Here is a 13,951-nt window from a genome sequence, read left to right on the forward strand (position 1 = left end):
TGCCGCCGGCCGCCACCGCCGCCCAGGCGGCCGGCAGCGGCCCGGGGCGACGCTGGATGGGCTGGATGGTGGCGGCCTATTTCTGCGCCGGCTGGGGCTTTGTGATCAGCGCGACCTTCACGGTCGCCATCGTCGAGCGCCAGCCGCTGCTGGCCGGGCAGGGGCCCTGGGCCTGGCTGCTGGTCGGCCTGGCCTCGACGCCGGCGGTGTTTCTGTGGGACCGGGTGGCGCGGCGCCTGGGCGAGCTGACGGCCCTGCTGCTGGCCTTCGGCCTGCAGGTGGCCTCGGTGCTGCTGCCGGCCTTGTTGGACGGCCTGGCTGCGGCGCTGGCCGGTGCCCTGCTGTATGGCGCGACCTTCATCGGCATCGTCAGCCTGACCCTGGCGCTGGTGGGGCGGCGCTCGCCGGGCAACCCCGGCAAGGCGATGGCGCGGCTGACGCTGAGCTACGGTGCGGCCCAGGTCAGCGCGCCGGCGCTGGCCGGTGCCATGGCCCAGGCCAGCGGCAGCTACCGGGGCGCGCTGTGGCTGACGGCGGCGGTGCTGCTGCTGGGCATGGGGATACTCGCGCAGCTGCGGCGCGAGGGTGTCGAGTAGCGACCCGCGCTACTTGCTCTTCTCTTCGATCTCGATGCTTTGCAGGGTGCGCCAGTCGGTGCAGCTGAAGTAGGCGTCGGCCAGGATCAGGTCACGCAGCGAGCCGTCGCCACGCACCATGCGGCCGTCCTGGCAGACCAGCACGCCGCGCTGGGCCTTGGCCTCGGCCAGGTGTTTGCCGACCGTGACGCTGTCGCTCATGGCCTGTATGCCCATCAGCAGCAAGGCCAGCCCGCCCAGCAGCAGGGCGGCGGCGCCGACGATCTGCAGAAACTCCCCAAAGGCCGAGGTCGGCGCCGCCGGCCGTGGCGGCGCGACCGGCGCGACGATCTCGGCCACGGGCTTGGGCGCGGCGCGCGGCGGCGCGCTTCTCAGATTCGCGCGGTTGATGCCGGATCGGGGGCTGTTGTTGCTGGCAGGCATGGTGATGAAGAGAGGCGACCGCCGGGCGCGAGAACTTAAGCGCCACGCTCTGATCGCGTGAACTATTCACGCCTCCGGTTTGCTCTGCAGGGTCAGGTTTTGCTTCGGGCGTCCTGGCGATTGGGGGCACCACGCTATGGGCGAGGCCGCCAATCGCGGCTAGAGTTGGGGCGCAACGAAGGGAGATCGACGATGAAGCATGTGAAGACCCATCAGCGGCTGATGGCGACGGCGCTGAGCGCGGCGCTGCTGGCCATGCCGGTGGCGCCCGCCTGGGCCGCAGAGCAAAGCCTGGAGCTGCGCTCCGATGGCGGCTACAGCTCCCAGCGCCTGCCGGCCGGCACGCGCGATGTGGACCTGGATCGGCAGTTATCCGGCAATTGCCGCTTCAACCGGTCCTGGGGCTACGACCTCAGCAGCATGGAAATCTGGGTCAACACCGGTTGCAGCGCGCGCTTCACCCTCAGCGGAAACTTCTCCGACAACGAGCATCGCTCGTCCACTTCGGGCGCCGCGATCGCGGCCGTTGCAGCGATTGCCGGCCTGGCCCTGCTGGCCAGCCATCACAAGAACCGTGATCGCGACGATGACCGGCCCGACGACAACAATGGCAGCGGCTATGGGCGCCAGATCAACTCGGGCGGTGGCCTGTGCCTGGATATCAGCGGCCGCGCCGTCGAGGGTGCGCGGGCCATCGTCTTTGGCTGCCACAACGGCAGCAACCAGCGCTTTGACTGGGGGCGCGGCGGCGAGTTGAAGGTTTCCGGTCTGTGCCTGGATGTGGCCGGAGGCAATAGCAGCAATGGCGCCGAGGTGATCGCGTTCCGCTGCAACGGTGGCGACAACCAGCGCTGGCAGGCGCGCGGCAACCAGATCCGCAGCCGCATGAACGGCAAATGCCTGGATGTGCGCGACGGTCGCCTGCGCCCCGGCCAGGCCGTCCAGCTGTGGGACTGCAACGGTGGTGACAATCAACGCTGGTGGTGGTGAGGGAGGATGAAGCGATGAAGCAAACTCTTATGGCGCTGCTGCTGGTTGCTGCCGGCCTGGCCCAGGCGGCGGACAGCAATGGCGACGGCTACATCAGCCTCGACGAATTCCACAAGGATGTGACGCGCTCCTGGCATGCGCTGGACCTGGACGGCGATGGCCATATCACCGAGGCCGAGCTCAAGAGCATGCCGCGCGGTGCGCGAGGCATGCTGGGCTCGCTGCGCCGGGCCGATGCCGACAAGGACAAGCGCCTGTCCTTCAAGGAGGTGGTCGAGGTCCGCATGGCGGCCTTCGACAAGGCCGACACCGACAAGGACGACCGTCTGTCCAAAGAAGAAATCGAGGCTTACCAGGCCGCGCGCAAAAAGAAGCGTGGCGGCTAGCAGCCGGCCTCGAAGCGCTCGCCGCGCTCGGCCATGCCCAGCAAGAGTGCGGCCGGCGCGAAACGCTCGCCATGCGCCGCCGCCAGCTCGCGGGCGCGTTCGACGAAGGCCGGCAGGCTGCGGGCATTGATGAACTGCAACGCCCCGCCCTCGAAGGGCGCAAAGCCCCAGCCGAAGATGGAGCCGATATTGGCATCGGCCACCGAGCGCAGCACACCTTCCTCCAGGCAGCGCGCTGCCTCGTTGGCCTGGGCAAACATCAGGCGGTCGATGATCTCCTGCTGCGCGGGCTGCTCGACCGCCACCGGGTAGTGGCGGCTCAGTTCGGGCCACAGCGTCTTGTCGCCGTCCGCCCAATCGTAGAAGCCTTTGCCCGCCTTCTTGCCGACGCGGCCGATCTCGCACAGCTGGCGCAGCACCGCCTCGCCCGGGTGTTCTCGGTAGGTCTTGCCCTCGGCCGCGAGGTCTTTGCGCGTCTGGTCCGCCACATGCACGCCCAGGCTCAGGCTGACCTCATCCTGCAGCGCCAGCGGCGGCATCGGCATGCCGGCCTGCAGACCTGCGGCCTCGATGGCGCGCGGGTGCACGCCTTCCTTGAGCATCACGATGCCTTCCATCACATAGGTCGCGAACACGCGGCTGGTGTAGAAGCCGCGCGAGTCATTGACAACGATGGGCGTCTTGCCGATCTGCTGCACATAGTCGAAGCCCAGCGCCAGGGTCTCGGGCGAGGTGGCCTTGCCGACGATGATCTCCACCAGCGGCATCTTCTCCACCGGCGAGAAGAAATGCAGGCCGATGAAATGGGCCGGCCGCTCGCTGGCCTCGGCCAGGCCGGTGAGCGGCAACGTGGAGGTATTGGAGGCGCCCACGGCCCTGGCGGCCAGCTGGGTCTCGGCGCGTTTGGTCACCTCGGCCTTGACGGCGCGGTCCTCGAACACCGCCTCGATCACCAGTTCGCAGCCGGCCAGGGCTGCGTAATCGGTCGTCGGGTGGATACGCGCCAGCACGGCCTCGCGCTGCTCCGGCGTGCTGCGGCCCTTCTTGACCGCCTTGTCCAGCAGGTCCTGCGAATGGCGCTTGCCGCGCTCGGCCGCTTCTTGGGAAACGTCCAGCAGCACCACCTGCATGCCAGCCTGGGCCGAGACGTGGGCGATGCCGGCGCCCATCATGCCGGCGCCCAGGATGCCCAGGCGCTGCACCTGGGAGCGCGGCAGGCCGGCGGGCCGCGAGGCGCCCTTCTTGATCGCGTTGAGCTGGTACCACAGCGTACCGATCAGGTGGCGCGAGGCCGGGCTGACGACGCAGGCCGCGAAGTAGCGCGATTCGATCTCCAGCGCCCTGTCGATGTCGGTGAGCCCGCCCTCGAAGACGCTGGACATGATGTGGGTCAGGGCCGGGTAGTTGCCGAAGCTCTTGGCCGCGGCCATCGAGGGCGCGACCGAGAACATCTGCGCGATGGCCGGTGCGCGCGAATCGCCGCCGGGGTAACGGAACCTGGGCGCATCCCAGGGCTGGACCGGCTTTGGGTTGGCGACGATCCAGGCGCGCGCCTTCCTCAGCGCCTCGTCGACATCGGGGGCCAGTTCGTTGACCAGGCCGCTGGCGAGCGCCTGCGCGGCCTTGATGTCCGAGCCCTCACCCATCCATTGCAACGCCTGCTGCATGCCCACCAGGCGCGGCAGGCGCTGGGTGCCGCCGCCGCCGGGCAATAGGCCCAGCTTGACCTCGGGCAGGCCCAGGCGCGCGCGACCATCGTCCACGACGATGCGCCAGTGGCAGCCCATCGCGATCTCCAGGCCGCCGCCCTTGCACTGGCCGTTCAGGATCGCGACCACCGGCTTGCCGCATTGCTCGAAGCGGCGGATGAAGCGCTTCAGCGCCATCGAGGCCTCGAAGGCTTCTTGTGCCGTGTTCAGCGCGCGCAGGCGGTCGATGTCGGCGCCAGCCAAGAAATCCTTCTTGCCGGAGCGCAGGATCAGGCCGGTGACACCGGCTTGCGGGTCTTCCAGCAGATCGGCCAGTCCGCGCAGCGGCGCGGCGAGTTGCTCGTTGAGGATGTTCATCGAGTGGCCGGGCAGGTCCATCGTGGCGATGACGACGCCGTCCTCGCCCCTCTCGAGATGCAGCGCGGTACTCATATCAGACCCTTTCGATGATCGTCGCGATGCCCATGCCACCGCCGACGCACAGCGTCGCGCAGCCGGTACTCAGATCGCGGCGCTCCAGCTCGTCGAGCAGGGTGCCCAGGAGGATGGCGCCGGTGGCACCCAGCGGATGGCCCAGCGCGATCGCGCCACCGTTGACATTGACGCGCTCCAGGCTGACACCTAGATCGCGCGCCGTCTTCATCGGCACGACCGCGAAGGCCTCGTTGATCTCCCACAGATCGATGTCGGAAGCGGCCATGCCGGCCTGCTTCAACGCTTTCTGGCAGGCCGGGGTCGGGCCGGTCAGCATGATGGTGGGCTCGGAGCCGATCACCGCCGCAGCGCGAATTCGCGCGCGCGGCCTGAGGCCGGCCGCCGCGCCGCCGGCCTTGGAGCCGACCAGCATCAGCGCCGCGCCATCGACGATGCCCGAGGAGTTGCCGGCATGGTGGACATGCGCGATGCGCTCCAGCGTCGTGTACTTGCGCAGCGCGGTGGCGTCGAAGCCCATTGACCCCATCATCGCGAATGAAGGCTCCAGCCTGGCCAGCGTTTCGGGCGTGGTAGCGGGGCGGATGGTCTCGTCCTGGGCCAGCAGCAGCAGGCCGGCGATGTCGTGCACCGGAACCACGGAGCGCGTGAACAAGCCCGCCTCGCGCGCCGCCGTCGCGCGGCGGTGCGACTCGCTGGCATAGGCATCGACATCGGCGCGCGTGAAACCCTCCAGCGTCGCGATCAGGTCGGCGCTGATGCCTTGCGGGATGAAACCCAGGGCCTCGTTGACGCGCGGGTCCATGAACCAGGCGCCGCCGTCGCTGCCCATGGGCCAGCGGCTCATAGCTTCCACACCGCCGGCCACCACCAGTTGTTCGAAACCGCTGGCCACCTTGGCCGCAGCCAGATTGACCGACTCCAAGCCCGAGGCGCAAAAGCGCGACTGCGTGACACCGGCCACGGTCTGGGCCCAGCCGGCGTCGAGCACCGCCGTGCGGGCGATGTCGGCGCCTTGCTCGCCCAGCGGGGTCACGCAGCCCAGCACCACATCGTCGACCAGGCCGGTGTCCAGGCGCAGGCGCTGCTGCAGCGACTGCAGCAGCGTGCGCAACAGCCAGACCGGACTGGCCTGGTGCAGTCCGCCGTCCTTCTTGCCCTTGCCGCGCGGCGTGCGGACGTGGTCGTAGAGGTAGGCGTCGAACATCGCTTGTCTCCTCGGCTGGCGCTCACATGAAACGTGAGGCCAGCTCTTTCATGATCTCGTTGGTGCCGCCATAGATGCGCGCCACGCGGGCGTCGGCGTAGAGCTCGGCAATCGGGTACTCCATCATGTAGCCGTAGCCGCCAAAGAGCTGCAGGCATTCGTCCATCACCTGGCCGGCCAGATCGGTGGTCCAGGCCTTCGCCAGCGCGGCGCGAGCGGCGTCGAGCTCTCCCCTCAGATGGGCTTGCACACAGGCGTCGACCAGCGCACGCGCGGCCAGCAGCTGGCTCTGTACCTCAGCCAGCTTGAAGCGCGTGTTCTGGAACTCCCAGACCGGCTGGCCGAATGCCTTGCGCTCCTTGGTGTAGGCGATGGTGTCGGCCAGCGCCCGCTCGATGGCGCCGACCGCGCTGACGGCGATGATCAGCCGCTCCTGCGGCAGCTCCTGCATCAGCTGCACAAAGCCCTGGCCCTCGATGCCCTGCTCGCCACCCAGCAGGTTGTCCAATGGCACGCGCACTTCGTCGAAGAACAGCTCGGAAGTGTCCTGCGCCTTCATGCCGATCTTGTCCAGATTGCGGCCGCGCCGATAGCCCTCGACCAGGCTGCCGTCGGCGTTCTCGACCTCGACCACCAGCAGCGAGATGCCCTTGGCACCCTTGTCCTCGCTGCGGGTCCTGCAGACCACGATGACGAGATTGGCGTTCTGGCCGTTGGTGATGAAGACCTTCTGACCGGACAGCAGGTAGTGATCGCCGTCGCGCCTGGCGCTGGTGCGCACGCTTTGCAGATCGCTGCCGGTGCCGGGCTCGGTCATCGCGATCGCGCCGATCAGCTCGCCGGTGGCCATCTTCGGCAGCCAGCGGGCCTTCTGCGCTTCGCTGCCGTGATGCAGGATGTAGGGCGCGACGATGGCCGAATGCAGGCCGCCGCCGAAGCCGCTCAGGTTGGCCTTGGCCTGCTCCAGCAGCAGCACCGCCTCATGGCCGAAGTCGCCGCCGCCGCCGCCATAGGCCTCGGGCATCGCGGTGCACAGCAGGCCGTTGGCGCCGGCTTCGGCCCAGGTGTCGCGGCCCATCATGCCGGCCTCGCGCCACTCGGCCGCGCGCGGCACCCAGCGCTGTCTGAAGAAACGCGCCACCGAGTCCTGCAGCATGCGGTGCTCGTCCGTCATCCAGGCGGAGGGGAACAGGGGCAGGGACATCGCTAGTCCTCCTGGGCCGCCAGTTGCTGGCGCACCGCTTCGTTGATCAGGCGCAGCTCGGTCAGCGTCACGTCGATATGGGCGCGCTTTTGTTCCAGCTCGACGATGGCCGCATCGGTGCGTTCCAGCGTCCATTGCAGCTGCCTGGCGCGGCCTTCGCCGTGGTGGCCATAGAGATCGAGGAACTGCTTGATGTCGACCAGCTTGGAGCCGATGGCCTTGGCGCGCAGGATCAGCTTGAGCCGGGCTCGTTCGCGCTGGCCATAGATCCGTGCGCCATTGACACGGCGCGGCGCCAGCAGGCCCTTGTCCTCATAAAAGCGGATCGCGCGCTGCGAGATGCCGAACTCGGCGCACAGCTCGGTGATGCCGTAGATCTGCTCGCTGGGCGCGCTGGCGCTGTGCGCCAGCAATTCCTGCGCATCGCTGTGTTGCTGGTCCAGCACGGCTGTGCTGCTGGCTTGCGTCGTCATGAGGGCTCCGGGCTGGCGATGGCCTGGATGCTAAGCCCCTCACCGAGCTTGCCGGTGATGGTATCTACCGATATGGCAGATAGATGACGTTAAGGGAAGGTGTCTCAGTCAGGCTCGGCGTCGGGCTCGACTCGGCTTTTTTTGCGTTTGTCTTTGCGCTGGGCCTCGATGGCCGCGCCGGCGGCCTGCCAGCGGGCGAATTCCTCGGGGGTTTCCAGCGTGATGCGGCCCAGCAGCGACTGGCGGTATTCATAGACCACGATCTCGGCCGCCTTCTGCAGATTGACGCGGCCGCCACCCAGCATCGCGCCGCGCTTGCGACCAATGGCCTCCAGCAGCTCCTCGTCGCCGAGCCCGGCCACGTCGTCGAGCTTGTAGCGCGCCTCGACCTGGCCGGCGTAGTGCTGGCGCAGATAGTCCAGCAGCTCCAGCGCCACTTCTTCCTCATTGAAGGCGTTGCGGCCGATGGCGCCGCTGGCGGCCAGCTTGTAGCCGCTCTCGGGCACGCTGATGCGCGGCCACAGCATGCCGGGCGTGTCGAACAGGTAGAAGTCGTTCTCCAGCACCAGCTTCTGCTCGACCTTGGTGATGCCCGGCTCATCGCCGGTCTTGGTGGCGCGCTTGCCCATCAAGGTGTTGATCAGCGTCGATTTGCCTACATTGGGGATGCCGCAGATCAGCACCCGCAGCGGCTTGGCCATGCCGCCGCGCAACGGCGCCAGCTCGCGGCAGGCGCTCATCAGCGCGCGCGCCGGGGCCGGCACGCTGGCGTCCAGGCCGATCGCGCGGGTCTCGGGCAGGGCGTTGTAGTGCGCCAGCCATTGCGCGGTGCGGGCCGGGTCGGCCAGATCCTGCTTGTTCAGCAGTTTCAGATTGGGCTTGCCCTCGGTCAGCTGGGCCAGCAGGGGGTTGGCGCTGGAACCGGGCAGGCGCGCATCGAGCAGCTCGATGACCACATCGAGCCCCGCCTTCATGCGCTCCCGGATCGCGTTCCGGGTCGAATTCATATGACCCGGGAACCATTGAATCGCCATCTTTACCTCGGTATTGGCGCGCCACCGGAGCGTGGCGCAAGGGCGGGATTGTCCTCGCAGCGGGCCGCACTACCGCACAGGGTGTGAGGAAATGACGGGGAAATTCCCTTTTGTTCTCAAGTTTGGCGGCGCGCTGCCGATGAAGAGACAAGAATCCCGGCATCACGCCTGTTGTCCTTGGAGTGCTCGCCATGTCGTCCGTCAGCCTGTCCACCGCCTTGTCCGGCATCTCGGCCGCGAACGAGCGCCTGCGCGCGTCGGCCCACAACACCGCCAATCTGCAGACCCCGGGCTTCCGGCCCGAGCGGGTGGTGCAGACCAGCCTGCCCGAGGGCGGCGTGGTGGCCGGTGCCGAGCGCAGCCAGCAGATCCAGGTCTCGGCCGAGCGCGAGCTGGTCGAGCAGCGCAGCGCCACCTACAGCTTTGTGGCCAATCTGCGGGTGCTGCAAACCCAGCTGCGCGCCGAGGGCGCTTTGCTGGACATCAAGGCTTAAGGATATAAGCAAGCGGTATTTGCTGCGGCGCATCAGCGCTCGTTAGAATTCCGGGTTATTACCAGAGCCCGCGTCATTCATGAGTGCTTTTAACGAAGAACAGGTGCTGAGCGTCCATCACTGGACCGACCGGCTTTTCAGCTTCACCACCACCCGCGATACCGCCTTCCGCTTCCAGAACGGGCACTTCACGATGCTAGGCCTGCGGGTTGAGGGCAAGCCGCTGCTGCGTGCCTACAGCGTCGCCAGCGCGAATCACGAAGAGCATCTGGAGTTCTTCAGCATCAAGGTGCCGGACGGCCCGCTGACCTCGCGCCTGCAGCATCTGAAGCCGGGCGACAAGCTGCTGATCGGCCGCAAGCCCACCGGCACCCTGCTGACCGACTATCTGCACCCCGGCAAGAACCTCTATCTGCTGTCCACCGGCACGGGTCTGGCTCCCTTCCTCAGCGTGATCCGCGATCCGGCGACCTATGAGCGCTTCGAGAAGGTCATTCTGGTGCACGGCTGCCGCCATGTGAACGAGCTGGCCTACCAGGACCTGATCACCAAGGAGCTGCACCAGCACGAGTTCCTCGGCGAGTTCGCCAGCGAGCAGCTGTTGTACTACCCGACCGTGACGCGCGAGCCCTTCCGCAACCAGGGCCGTATCACCGACCTGCTGGCCACCGGCAAGATCGAGGCCGATCTGGGCCTGCCCAAGCTGGACGTCGAGAACGACCGCGTGATGATCTGCGGTAGCCCCGGCATGCTGAAGGATCTGAAGGCGATGCTGGAAGCGCGCAACTTCGAAGAAGGCTCGACCAGCAAGCTGGGCCACTTCGTGATCGAGCGCGCCTTCGCCGAGCAGTGATTTAGCGCGCCGTATTCGCCCAGCGGAGCCCGAGGATCCGGCTCTGCCGGTCCTGCGGGCTTGCCCCCTTGAGGGGGTGGCGCGCAGCGCCTCGGGGGTGGTCAGTTGTCCAGCCAGAGCTGCTCGAGGTCCTGGAACCGCCAGGACGCGGGCGGCTCGACGCCAACGATCTTGTCTGCCGCTGCCGGGTCGGCCAGGTCCAGCTCGAAGGCGGGGCTCAGTCGGTGCTGTTCCTGGGCCGTGTAGAAGACCTTGACCCTGGGTTTGAGCAGCGAGTCCTTGCCCTGGGCGACGATGACCGCCAGCCGGTCCGACTGCAGCCGCACCAGCGAGCCCACCGGGTAGATGCCCACCGCCTTGACGAAGTGCTGGAAGATCTGTGCATCGAACTGGCCCTTGGCCTGGGCCATATGGCGCATCGCCTCGCCCGGGTCCCAGGGCGCCCGGTAGGGCCGGCGTGAGGTCACGGCGTCATAGACATCGCAGATCGCCGCCATGCGGGCCAGCGGCGCGATCTTGTCGCCGGCCAGGCCATCGGGGTAGCCGCTGCCGTCGCTGCGCTCATGGTGGTGCAAGACCGCATCCAGCACCGCCGCGCTGAAGCCGCCTTCCTTGCCCAGCATCTCGTGGCCTTTGCGCGCATGGGTCTTCAGCAGTGCCAGCTCCTCGTCGCTCAGACGGCCGGGCTTGCTCAGCAGCTCCGGCGGCATCGCCGCCTTGCCGGTGTCCAGCAGCAGGCCGGCCAGACCGGCCTCGCGCACCAGGTGGTCGGCCAGCCCCATCTGCCGCGCCAGCCCCACCATCAGTGCGCAGACGGCCACCGCATGCATATAGGTGTAGTCGTCCACCGTCTTCAGCCGGCTGATGCTGATCAGCGCGCTGGGGCTGTCGCTGACCGAGCTCATCACGTCCTCGACCACCGGCAGACAGGTCTGGGCATCCAGCGCCTGGCCCATGCGGGCCTGGGCGAACAGGTCGACGACGGCGCCCAGCGACTTGCGGCTCAGGTTCAGCGCCTCGGTATAGCTGGGGCCGGCATCGGCCACGGCGGGATGCGCCGGCGGCAGCGCAGTGACCTCGGGTTCGGGCGACGCCGACGGCGCTGCGGCGGGCTCCGGGCTGGGGGCTTCGGGCTCGGGCGCGACATCGAGGCCCTGATCGGTGTCGATCACGACCTCGGCGATGCCGGCCTCCAGCAGCTTGTGGATATCGCGCGCGTCGCGCAGCAGGAAGCGCGAACGCCAGAATGGGTGGCTCATCCACGAGCCGCTCAGCTGGTGGAGAAACATGCCCAGGCGCAGCTGTGATGTCGGAATGGTTTTCAGCACGGGCAGCAGCATGCCAGCAAAAGCGTGCGGTTTTTGGCGGACCGCCCCCGAGGCCGGTCCTGCCGTGCATTTTGTTGCATCTGCCACCGCCTGTTCACAGCCGCCTCAGCGCTGCAAGGCCACCAGCAGGGTCTTGCCATCCACCATGCGGGCCTGGAAGCGCAGCTTGTCGCCGGGCTTGAGCCCGGCCAGTTGCTCGGCCGGCAGCTCGCCGTCCTGCCAGCTGAACACCATGGTCATCGGCGGCATGTCCAGGTTCCTGATCTCGCCATGCTTGAGCGTGATCTTCTTGTTGGCCAGATCGATGCGGCGCACCTCGCCGTCGGCCCAGGCGGGCGCAGCGGCGGTCGTGTCATGAGTGGGGGCCGTCTGGGCCTGGCAGAGCTGCAGGCTGGCCGCGGCCAGCAGGGCGATGAGGATTTTGTGCTTCAGTTTCATGATGGGCTTGGGGTTCAAACGTGGCGGGAGAAGGTCCGGGTCTTGCCGTTGCGCTGTACCAGCAGTACCTCGTAGGCATCGCGCCGGCCACCGTACTCGGGGCCGTCCATGCCCGGCGAGCCGATCGGCATCCCGGGCACGGCCAGACCCAGCGCGACGGGACGCTGGCGCAGCAGTCGCTGGATATCGCCGGCCGGTACATGGCCCTCGATCACATAGCCGGACACCAGGGCCGTATGGCAGCTGCCCAGGGCCTGAGGCATGCCCAGCCGGGCGCGGGCCTCGCTGTTGCCGATGTCGTGCAGCTCGACGACGAAGCCATGCGCTTCGAGATGCTTGACCCAGACCTGGCAGCAGCCGCAGGCGGCATCCTTCCAGACCGTGATGGCCTGGCCGCGCGCGGGGCCCTGGGCCTGTGTGAGCCCGGTCGCGGCCAGGCCCAGCGCCAGCAGCAGGCGGCGGCGTGTCGGTGCTGTCTTCATCGCTTGCCCTCCTTGGAGCCGGCCGGCTTGACGATGATCTTGCCGCGCATGCCGGCCTGGTAGTGGCCGTTGATCAGGCAGGCGAAGTCGAACTCGCCGGCACGGTTGAAGCGCCAGACGATCTCGCCGCGCTGGCCCGGGTCGACATGGGCCATATGGGCCTCGTCATGTTCCATGCCGGGGAATTTCTGCATCAGCGCGGCATGCTCGTCGAGCTGCTTGGGCGTGCCTATCACCAGCTCGTGCAGCAGCTGGCCCTTGTTGTGGATGCGCAGGCGCAGCGTCTCGCCCTCGCGCACCTCGATGCGATCGGGGCTGAAGCGCATATCGTCGCCCATCGTGATGGCGATCGTGCGGGCGACCTTGGCGGCGTCGCCGGCGATGCCGAAGGCTTGCTGTTCTTTCTTGACCGTGGTGCCATGCTGCGGGCCGTGGGCATGGGCCAGGCTGGCGCTGAGCATCAGGGCGGACAGCAGAAAACGGATCCGGATGTGTTTCATCTGCAGGACTTTTTCAATGAGAGTGATGATGGCCGGGCTTGCGCACCTTGACCTCGGTGGCGGGCTTGGCTGATGCCGCGGGCGCGCGCGGCGGCTCGGTCACGGCGGCGGGCACTTCGTGCGCCACCGTGCCCGGCGCGGCGTGCTTGGCGTACCAGCCGGGATCGCTGTAGTCGCCGGCCTTCTGGTCGCGGCGCACCTTCAGCACGCTGAACATGCCGCCCATCTCCAGCCCGCCATAGGGGCCATGGCCGGCCATCATCGGCGCGGTGTTGTCGGGCAGCGGCATGGTCATCTCGCCCATATCGGCCATGCCGCGCTCGCCCATCACCATGTAGTCGGGGATCAGCTGTGTGATCTTCTTGGCCAGGCCTGTGTGATCGACGCCGATCAGCGTGTCGACGTCATGGCCCATCGCGTTCATCGTGTGATGGCTCTTGTGGCAATGAAAAGCCCAGTCGCCCGGCTCGTCGGCCAGGAACTCGATCTGCCGCATCTGGCCGACCGCGACATCGGTGGTCACCTCGGGCCAGCGCGCGCTCCTGGGCACCGGACCGCCGTCGGTCCCGGTGACCTCGAACTCGTGGCCGTGCAGGTGGATGGGGTGATTGGTCATCGTCAGATTGCCGACGCGGATGCGCACCCGGTCGCCCAGGCGCACATTCAGCGTGTCGATGCCGGGGAAGATGCGGCTGTTCCAGCTCCACAGATTGAAGTCCGTCATCGTCATGATCTTGGGCGTGTAGCTGCCGGGATCGATGTCGTAGCTGGACAGCAGGAAGCAGAAGTCGCGCTGCACCTCGGCGATCTGCGGATGCCTGGCCTTCGGGTGCGTGACCCAGAAGCCCATCATGCCCATCGCCATCTGCGTCATCTCGTCGGCATGGGGGTGGTACATAAAGGTGCCGGGCCGGCGTGCGACGAACTCGTAGACAAAGGTCTGTCCCGGCTTGATCGAGGGCTGTGTCAGGCCCGAGACTCCGTCCATGCCATTGGGCAGGCGCTGGCCGTGCCAGTGCACGCTGGTGTGCTCGGGCAGGCGGTTGCTCACGTAAATGCGCACCCGGTCCCCTTCGACGACCTCGATGGTGGGGCCGGGCGACTGGCCGTTATAGCCCCACAGATGGGCTTTGAAGCCCTCGCACATTTCGCGCACCACCGGCTCGGCGACCAGGTGGAACTCCTTGACACCGTCGCGCATGCGCCATGGGCAAGTCCAGCCGTTCAAGGTGACGACGGGGTTGTAGGGCCGACCGTTGGCGGGCACGAGGGGCGGGGCGGTGGCGGCGCTGGTCTGCTGCACCGCCTCGGGAATGGCAGCCAGGGCCACGCGCGAGACAGCACTCGCAGCGACCGCGCCGGCGCCGAGGAAGAGATTGCGTCGGGAAACCATGATGGTCTT

General features: G+C 67.6%; 16 protein-coding genes. 5 read left to right on the forward strand and 11 right to left on the reverse strand.

Annotation, left to right across the window (positions count from 1 at the left end):
• Positions 1–596 (forward strand): YbfB/YjiJ family MFS transporter (locus PO768_RS00865; RefSeq protein ID WP_272644491.1); only part of this gene is annotated, 596 nt, incomplete at its 5' end.
• Positions 597–605: 9 nt separating this feature from the next.
• Here PO768_RS00865 and PO768_RS00870 read toward each other — a convergent pair.
• Positions 606–1,019: a hypothetical protein gene (locus PO768_RS00870; RefSeq protein WP_272644492.1), complete on the reverse strand. Its 414-nt coding sequence runs from the start codon at positions 1,017–1,019 to the stop codon at positions 606–608.
• 192 nt (positions 1,020–1,211) lie between these two features.
• Here PO768_RS00870 and PO768_RS00875 point away from each other — a divergent pair, with 192 nt between their 5' ends.
• Positions 1,212–2,009: a lectin gene (locus tag PO768_RS00875; RefSeq protein WP_272644493.1), complete on the forward strand. Its 798-nt coding sequence runs from the start codon at positions 1,212–1,214 to the stop codon at positions 2,007–2,009.
• Positions 2,010–2,023: 14 nt separating this feature from the next.
• Positions 2,024–2,395, forward strand: a complete 372-nt coding sequence (locus PO768_RS00880) for an EF-hand domain-containing protein (protein WP_272644494.1) — start codon at positions 2,024–2,026, stop codon at positions 2,393–2,395.
• Here PO768_RS00880 and PO768_RS00885 read toward each other — a convergent pair.
• The 5 genes from PO768_RS00885 to ylqF all read right to left on the reverse strand — a co-directional run bounded on the left by PO768_RS00885 (position 2,392) and on the right by ylqF (position 8,454).
• Positions 2,392–4,536, reverse strand: a complete 2,145-nt coding sequence (locus PO768_RS00885) for a 3-hydroxyacyl-CoA dehydrogenase NAD-binding domain-containing protein (RefSeq protein WP_272644495.1) — start codon at positions 4,534–4,536, stop codon at positions 2,392–2,394. The two genes, PO768_RS00880 and PO768_RS00885, sit on opposite strands and share 4 nt — an antisense overlap.
• 1 nt (position 4,537) lies before the next feature.
• Positions 4,538–5,743 carry an acetyl-CoA C-acetyltransferase gene (locus tag PO768_RS00890; protein ID WP_272644496.1) on the reverse strand — a complete coding sequence of 402 codons (1,206 nt, stop codon included), beginning with the start codon at positions 5,741–5,743 and terminating at the stop codon, positions 4,538–4,540.
• Between the two features lie 22 nt (positions 5,744–5,765).
• On the reverse strand, positions 5,766–6,947 hold the full coding sequence (locus PO768_RS00895) for an acyl-CoA dehydrogenase family protein (protein ID WP_272644497.1): 1,182 nt from the start codon (positions 6,945–6,947) through the stop codon (positions 5,766–5,768).
• A 2-nt stretch (positions 6,948–6,949) separates the two neighbouring features.
• Entirely contained in the window at positions 6,950–7,420 is a 471-nt protein-coding gene (locus PO768_RS00900) for a MerR family transcriptional regulator (protein ID WP_137941434.1), read from the reverse strand.
• Positions 7,421–7,524: 104 nt separating this feature from the next.
• Positions 7,525–8,454, reverse strand: a complete 930-nt coding sequence (gene ylqF, locus PO768_RS00905; protein WP_272644498.1) for a ribosome biogenesis GTPase YlqF — start codon at positions 8,452–8,454, stop codon at positions 7,525–7,527.
• Positions 8,455–8,645: 191 nt separating this feature from the next.
• Here ylqF and PO768_RS00910 point away from each other — a divergent pair, with 191 nt between their 5' ends.
• Entirely contained in the window at positions 8,646–8,948 is a 303-nt protein-coding gene (locus PO768_RS00910) for a flagellar basal body rod protein (RefSeq protein ID WP_137941436.1), read from the forward strand.
• A 79-nt stretch (positions 8,949–9,027) separates the two neighbouring features.
• Entirely contained in the window at positions 9,028–9,801 is a 774-nt protein-coding gene (locus PO768_RS00915) for a ferredoxin--NADP reductase (protein WP_269838030.1), read from the forward strand.
• A 101-nt stretch (positions 9,802–9,902) separates the two neighbouring features.
• Here the strand turns inward: PO768_RS00915 and PO768_RS00920 are convergent, their stop codons facing one another.
• From PO768_RS00920 to PO768_RS00940, 5 genes are all read right to left on the reverse strand, one after another.
• Positions 9,903–11,141, reverse strand: coding sequence for an HD-GYP domain-containing protein (locus PO768_RS00920; RefSeq protein ID WP_272644499.1), 1,239 nt, complete (start codon positions 11,139–11,141; stop codon positions 9,903–9,905).
• Positions 11,142–11,234: 93 nt separating this feature from the next.
• A complete protein-coding gene (locus PO768_RS00925) occupies positions 11,235–11,567 on the reverse strand; it encodes a copper-binding protein (protein WP_262971349.1) in 333 nt (110 codons plus the stop codon).
• 14 nt (positions 11,568–11,581) lie between these two features.
• The gene (locus PO768_RS00930; RefSeq protein WP_137941439.1) at positions 11,582–12,049 is read right to left on the reverse strand and encodes a DUF411 domain-containing protein; all 468 of its coding nucleotides are present in this window, start codon (positions 12,047–12,049) and stop codon (positions 11,582–11,584) included.
• Positions 12,046–12,549: a cupredoxin domain-containing protein gene (locus tag PO768_RS00935; RefSeq protein ID WP_336297737.1), complete on the reverse strand. Its 504-nt coding sequence runs from the start codon at positions 12,547–12,549 to the stop codon at positions 12,046–12,048. The genes PO768_RS00930 and PO768_RS00935 overlap by 4 nt, the downstream gene beginning before the upstream one ends.
• 13 nt (positions 12,550–12,562) lie before the next feature.
• Positions 12,563–13,942 carry a multicopper oxidase family protein gene (locus PO768_RS00940; protein WP_272644500.1) on the reverse strand — a complete coding sequence of 460 codons (1,380 nt, stop codon included), beginning with the start codon at positions 13,940–13,942 and terminating at the stop codon, positions 12,563–12,565.
• Positions 13,943–13,951: the final 9 nt, after the last annotated feature.

This window comes from Paucibacter sp. XJ19-41 (genome assembly GCF_028462495.1).
GTDB lineage: Bacteria > Pseudomonadota > Gammaproteobacteria > Burkholderiales > Burkholderiaceae_C > Roseateles_E.

What these genes read in the sequence shown, in the direction of transcription:
- PO768_RS00870 (WP_272644492.1), bottom strand. Translation starts at nt 1,019, where the DNA reads ATGCCTGCCAGCAACAACAGCCCCCGATCCGGCATCAACCGCGCGAAT.
- PO768_RS00875 (WP_272644493.1), top strand. Translation starts at nt 1,212, where the DNA reads ATGAAGCATGTGAAGACCCATCAGCGGCTGATGGCGACGGCGCTGAGC.
- PO768_RS00880 (WP_272644494.1), top strand. Translation starts at nt 2,024, where the DNA reads ATGAAGCAAACTCTTATGGCGCTGCTGCTGGTTGCTGCCGGCCTGGCC.
- PO768_RS00885 (WP_272644495.1), bottom strand. Translation starts at nt 4,536, where the DNA reads ATGAGTACCGCGCTGCATCTCGAGAGGGGCGAGGACGGCGTCGTCATC.
- PO768_RS00890 (WP_272644496.1), bottom strand. Translation starts at nt 5,743, where the DNA reads ATGTTCGACGCCTACCTCTACGACCACGTCCGCACGCCGCGCGGCAAG.
- PO768_RS00895 (WP_272644497.1), bottom strand. Translation starts at nt 6,947, where the DNA reads ATGTCCCTGCCCCTGTTCCCCTCCGCCTGGATGACGGACGAGCACCGC.
- PO768_RS00900 (WP_137941434.1), bottom strand. Translation starts at nt 7,420, where the DNA reads ATGACGACGCAAGCCAGCAGCACAGCCGTGCTGGACCAGCAACACAGC.
- ylqF (WP_272644498.1), bottom strand. Translation starts at nt 8,454, where the DNA reads ATGGCGATTCAATGGTTCCCGGGTCATATGAATTCGACCCGGAACGCG.
- PO768_RS00910 (WP_137941436.1), top strand. Translation starts at nt 8,646, where the DNA reads ATGTCGTCCGTCAGCCTGTCCACCGCCTTGTCCGGCATCTCGGCCGCG.
- PO768_RS00915 (WP_269838030.1), top strand. Translation starts at nt 9,028, where the DNA reads ATGAGTGCTTTTAACGAAGAACAGGTGCTGAGCGTCCATCACTGGACC.
- PO768_RS00920 (WP_272644499.1), bottom strand. Translation starts at nt 11,141, where the DNA reads ATGCTGCTGCCCGTGCTGAAAACCATTCCGACATCACAGCTGCGCCTG.
- PO768_RS00925 (WP_262971349.1), bottom strand. Translation starts at nt 11,567, where the DNA reads ATGAAACTGAAGCACAAAATCCTCATCGCCCTGCTGGCCGCGGCCAGC.
- PO768_RS00930 (WP_137941439.1), bottom strand. Translation starts at nt 12,049, where the DNA reads ATGAAGACAGCACCGACACGCCGCCGCCTGCTGCTGGCGCTGGGCCTG.
- PO768_RS00935 (WP_336297737.1), bottom strand. Translation starts at nt 12,549, where the DNA reads ATGAAACACATCCGGATCCGTTTTCTGCTGTCCGCCCTGATGCTCAGC.
- PO768_RS00940 (WP_272644500.1), bottom strand. Translation starts at nt 13,942, where the DNA reads ATGGTTTCCCGACGCAATCTCTTCCTCGGCGCCGGCGCGGTCGCTGCG.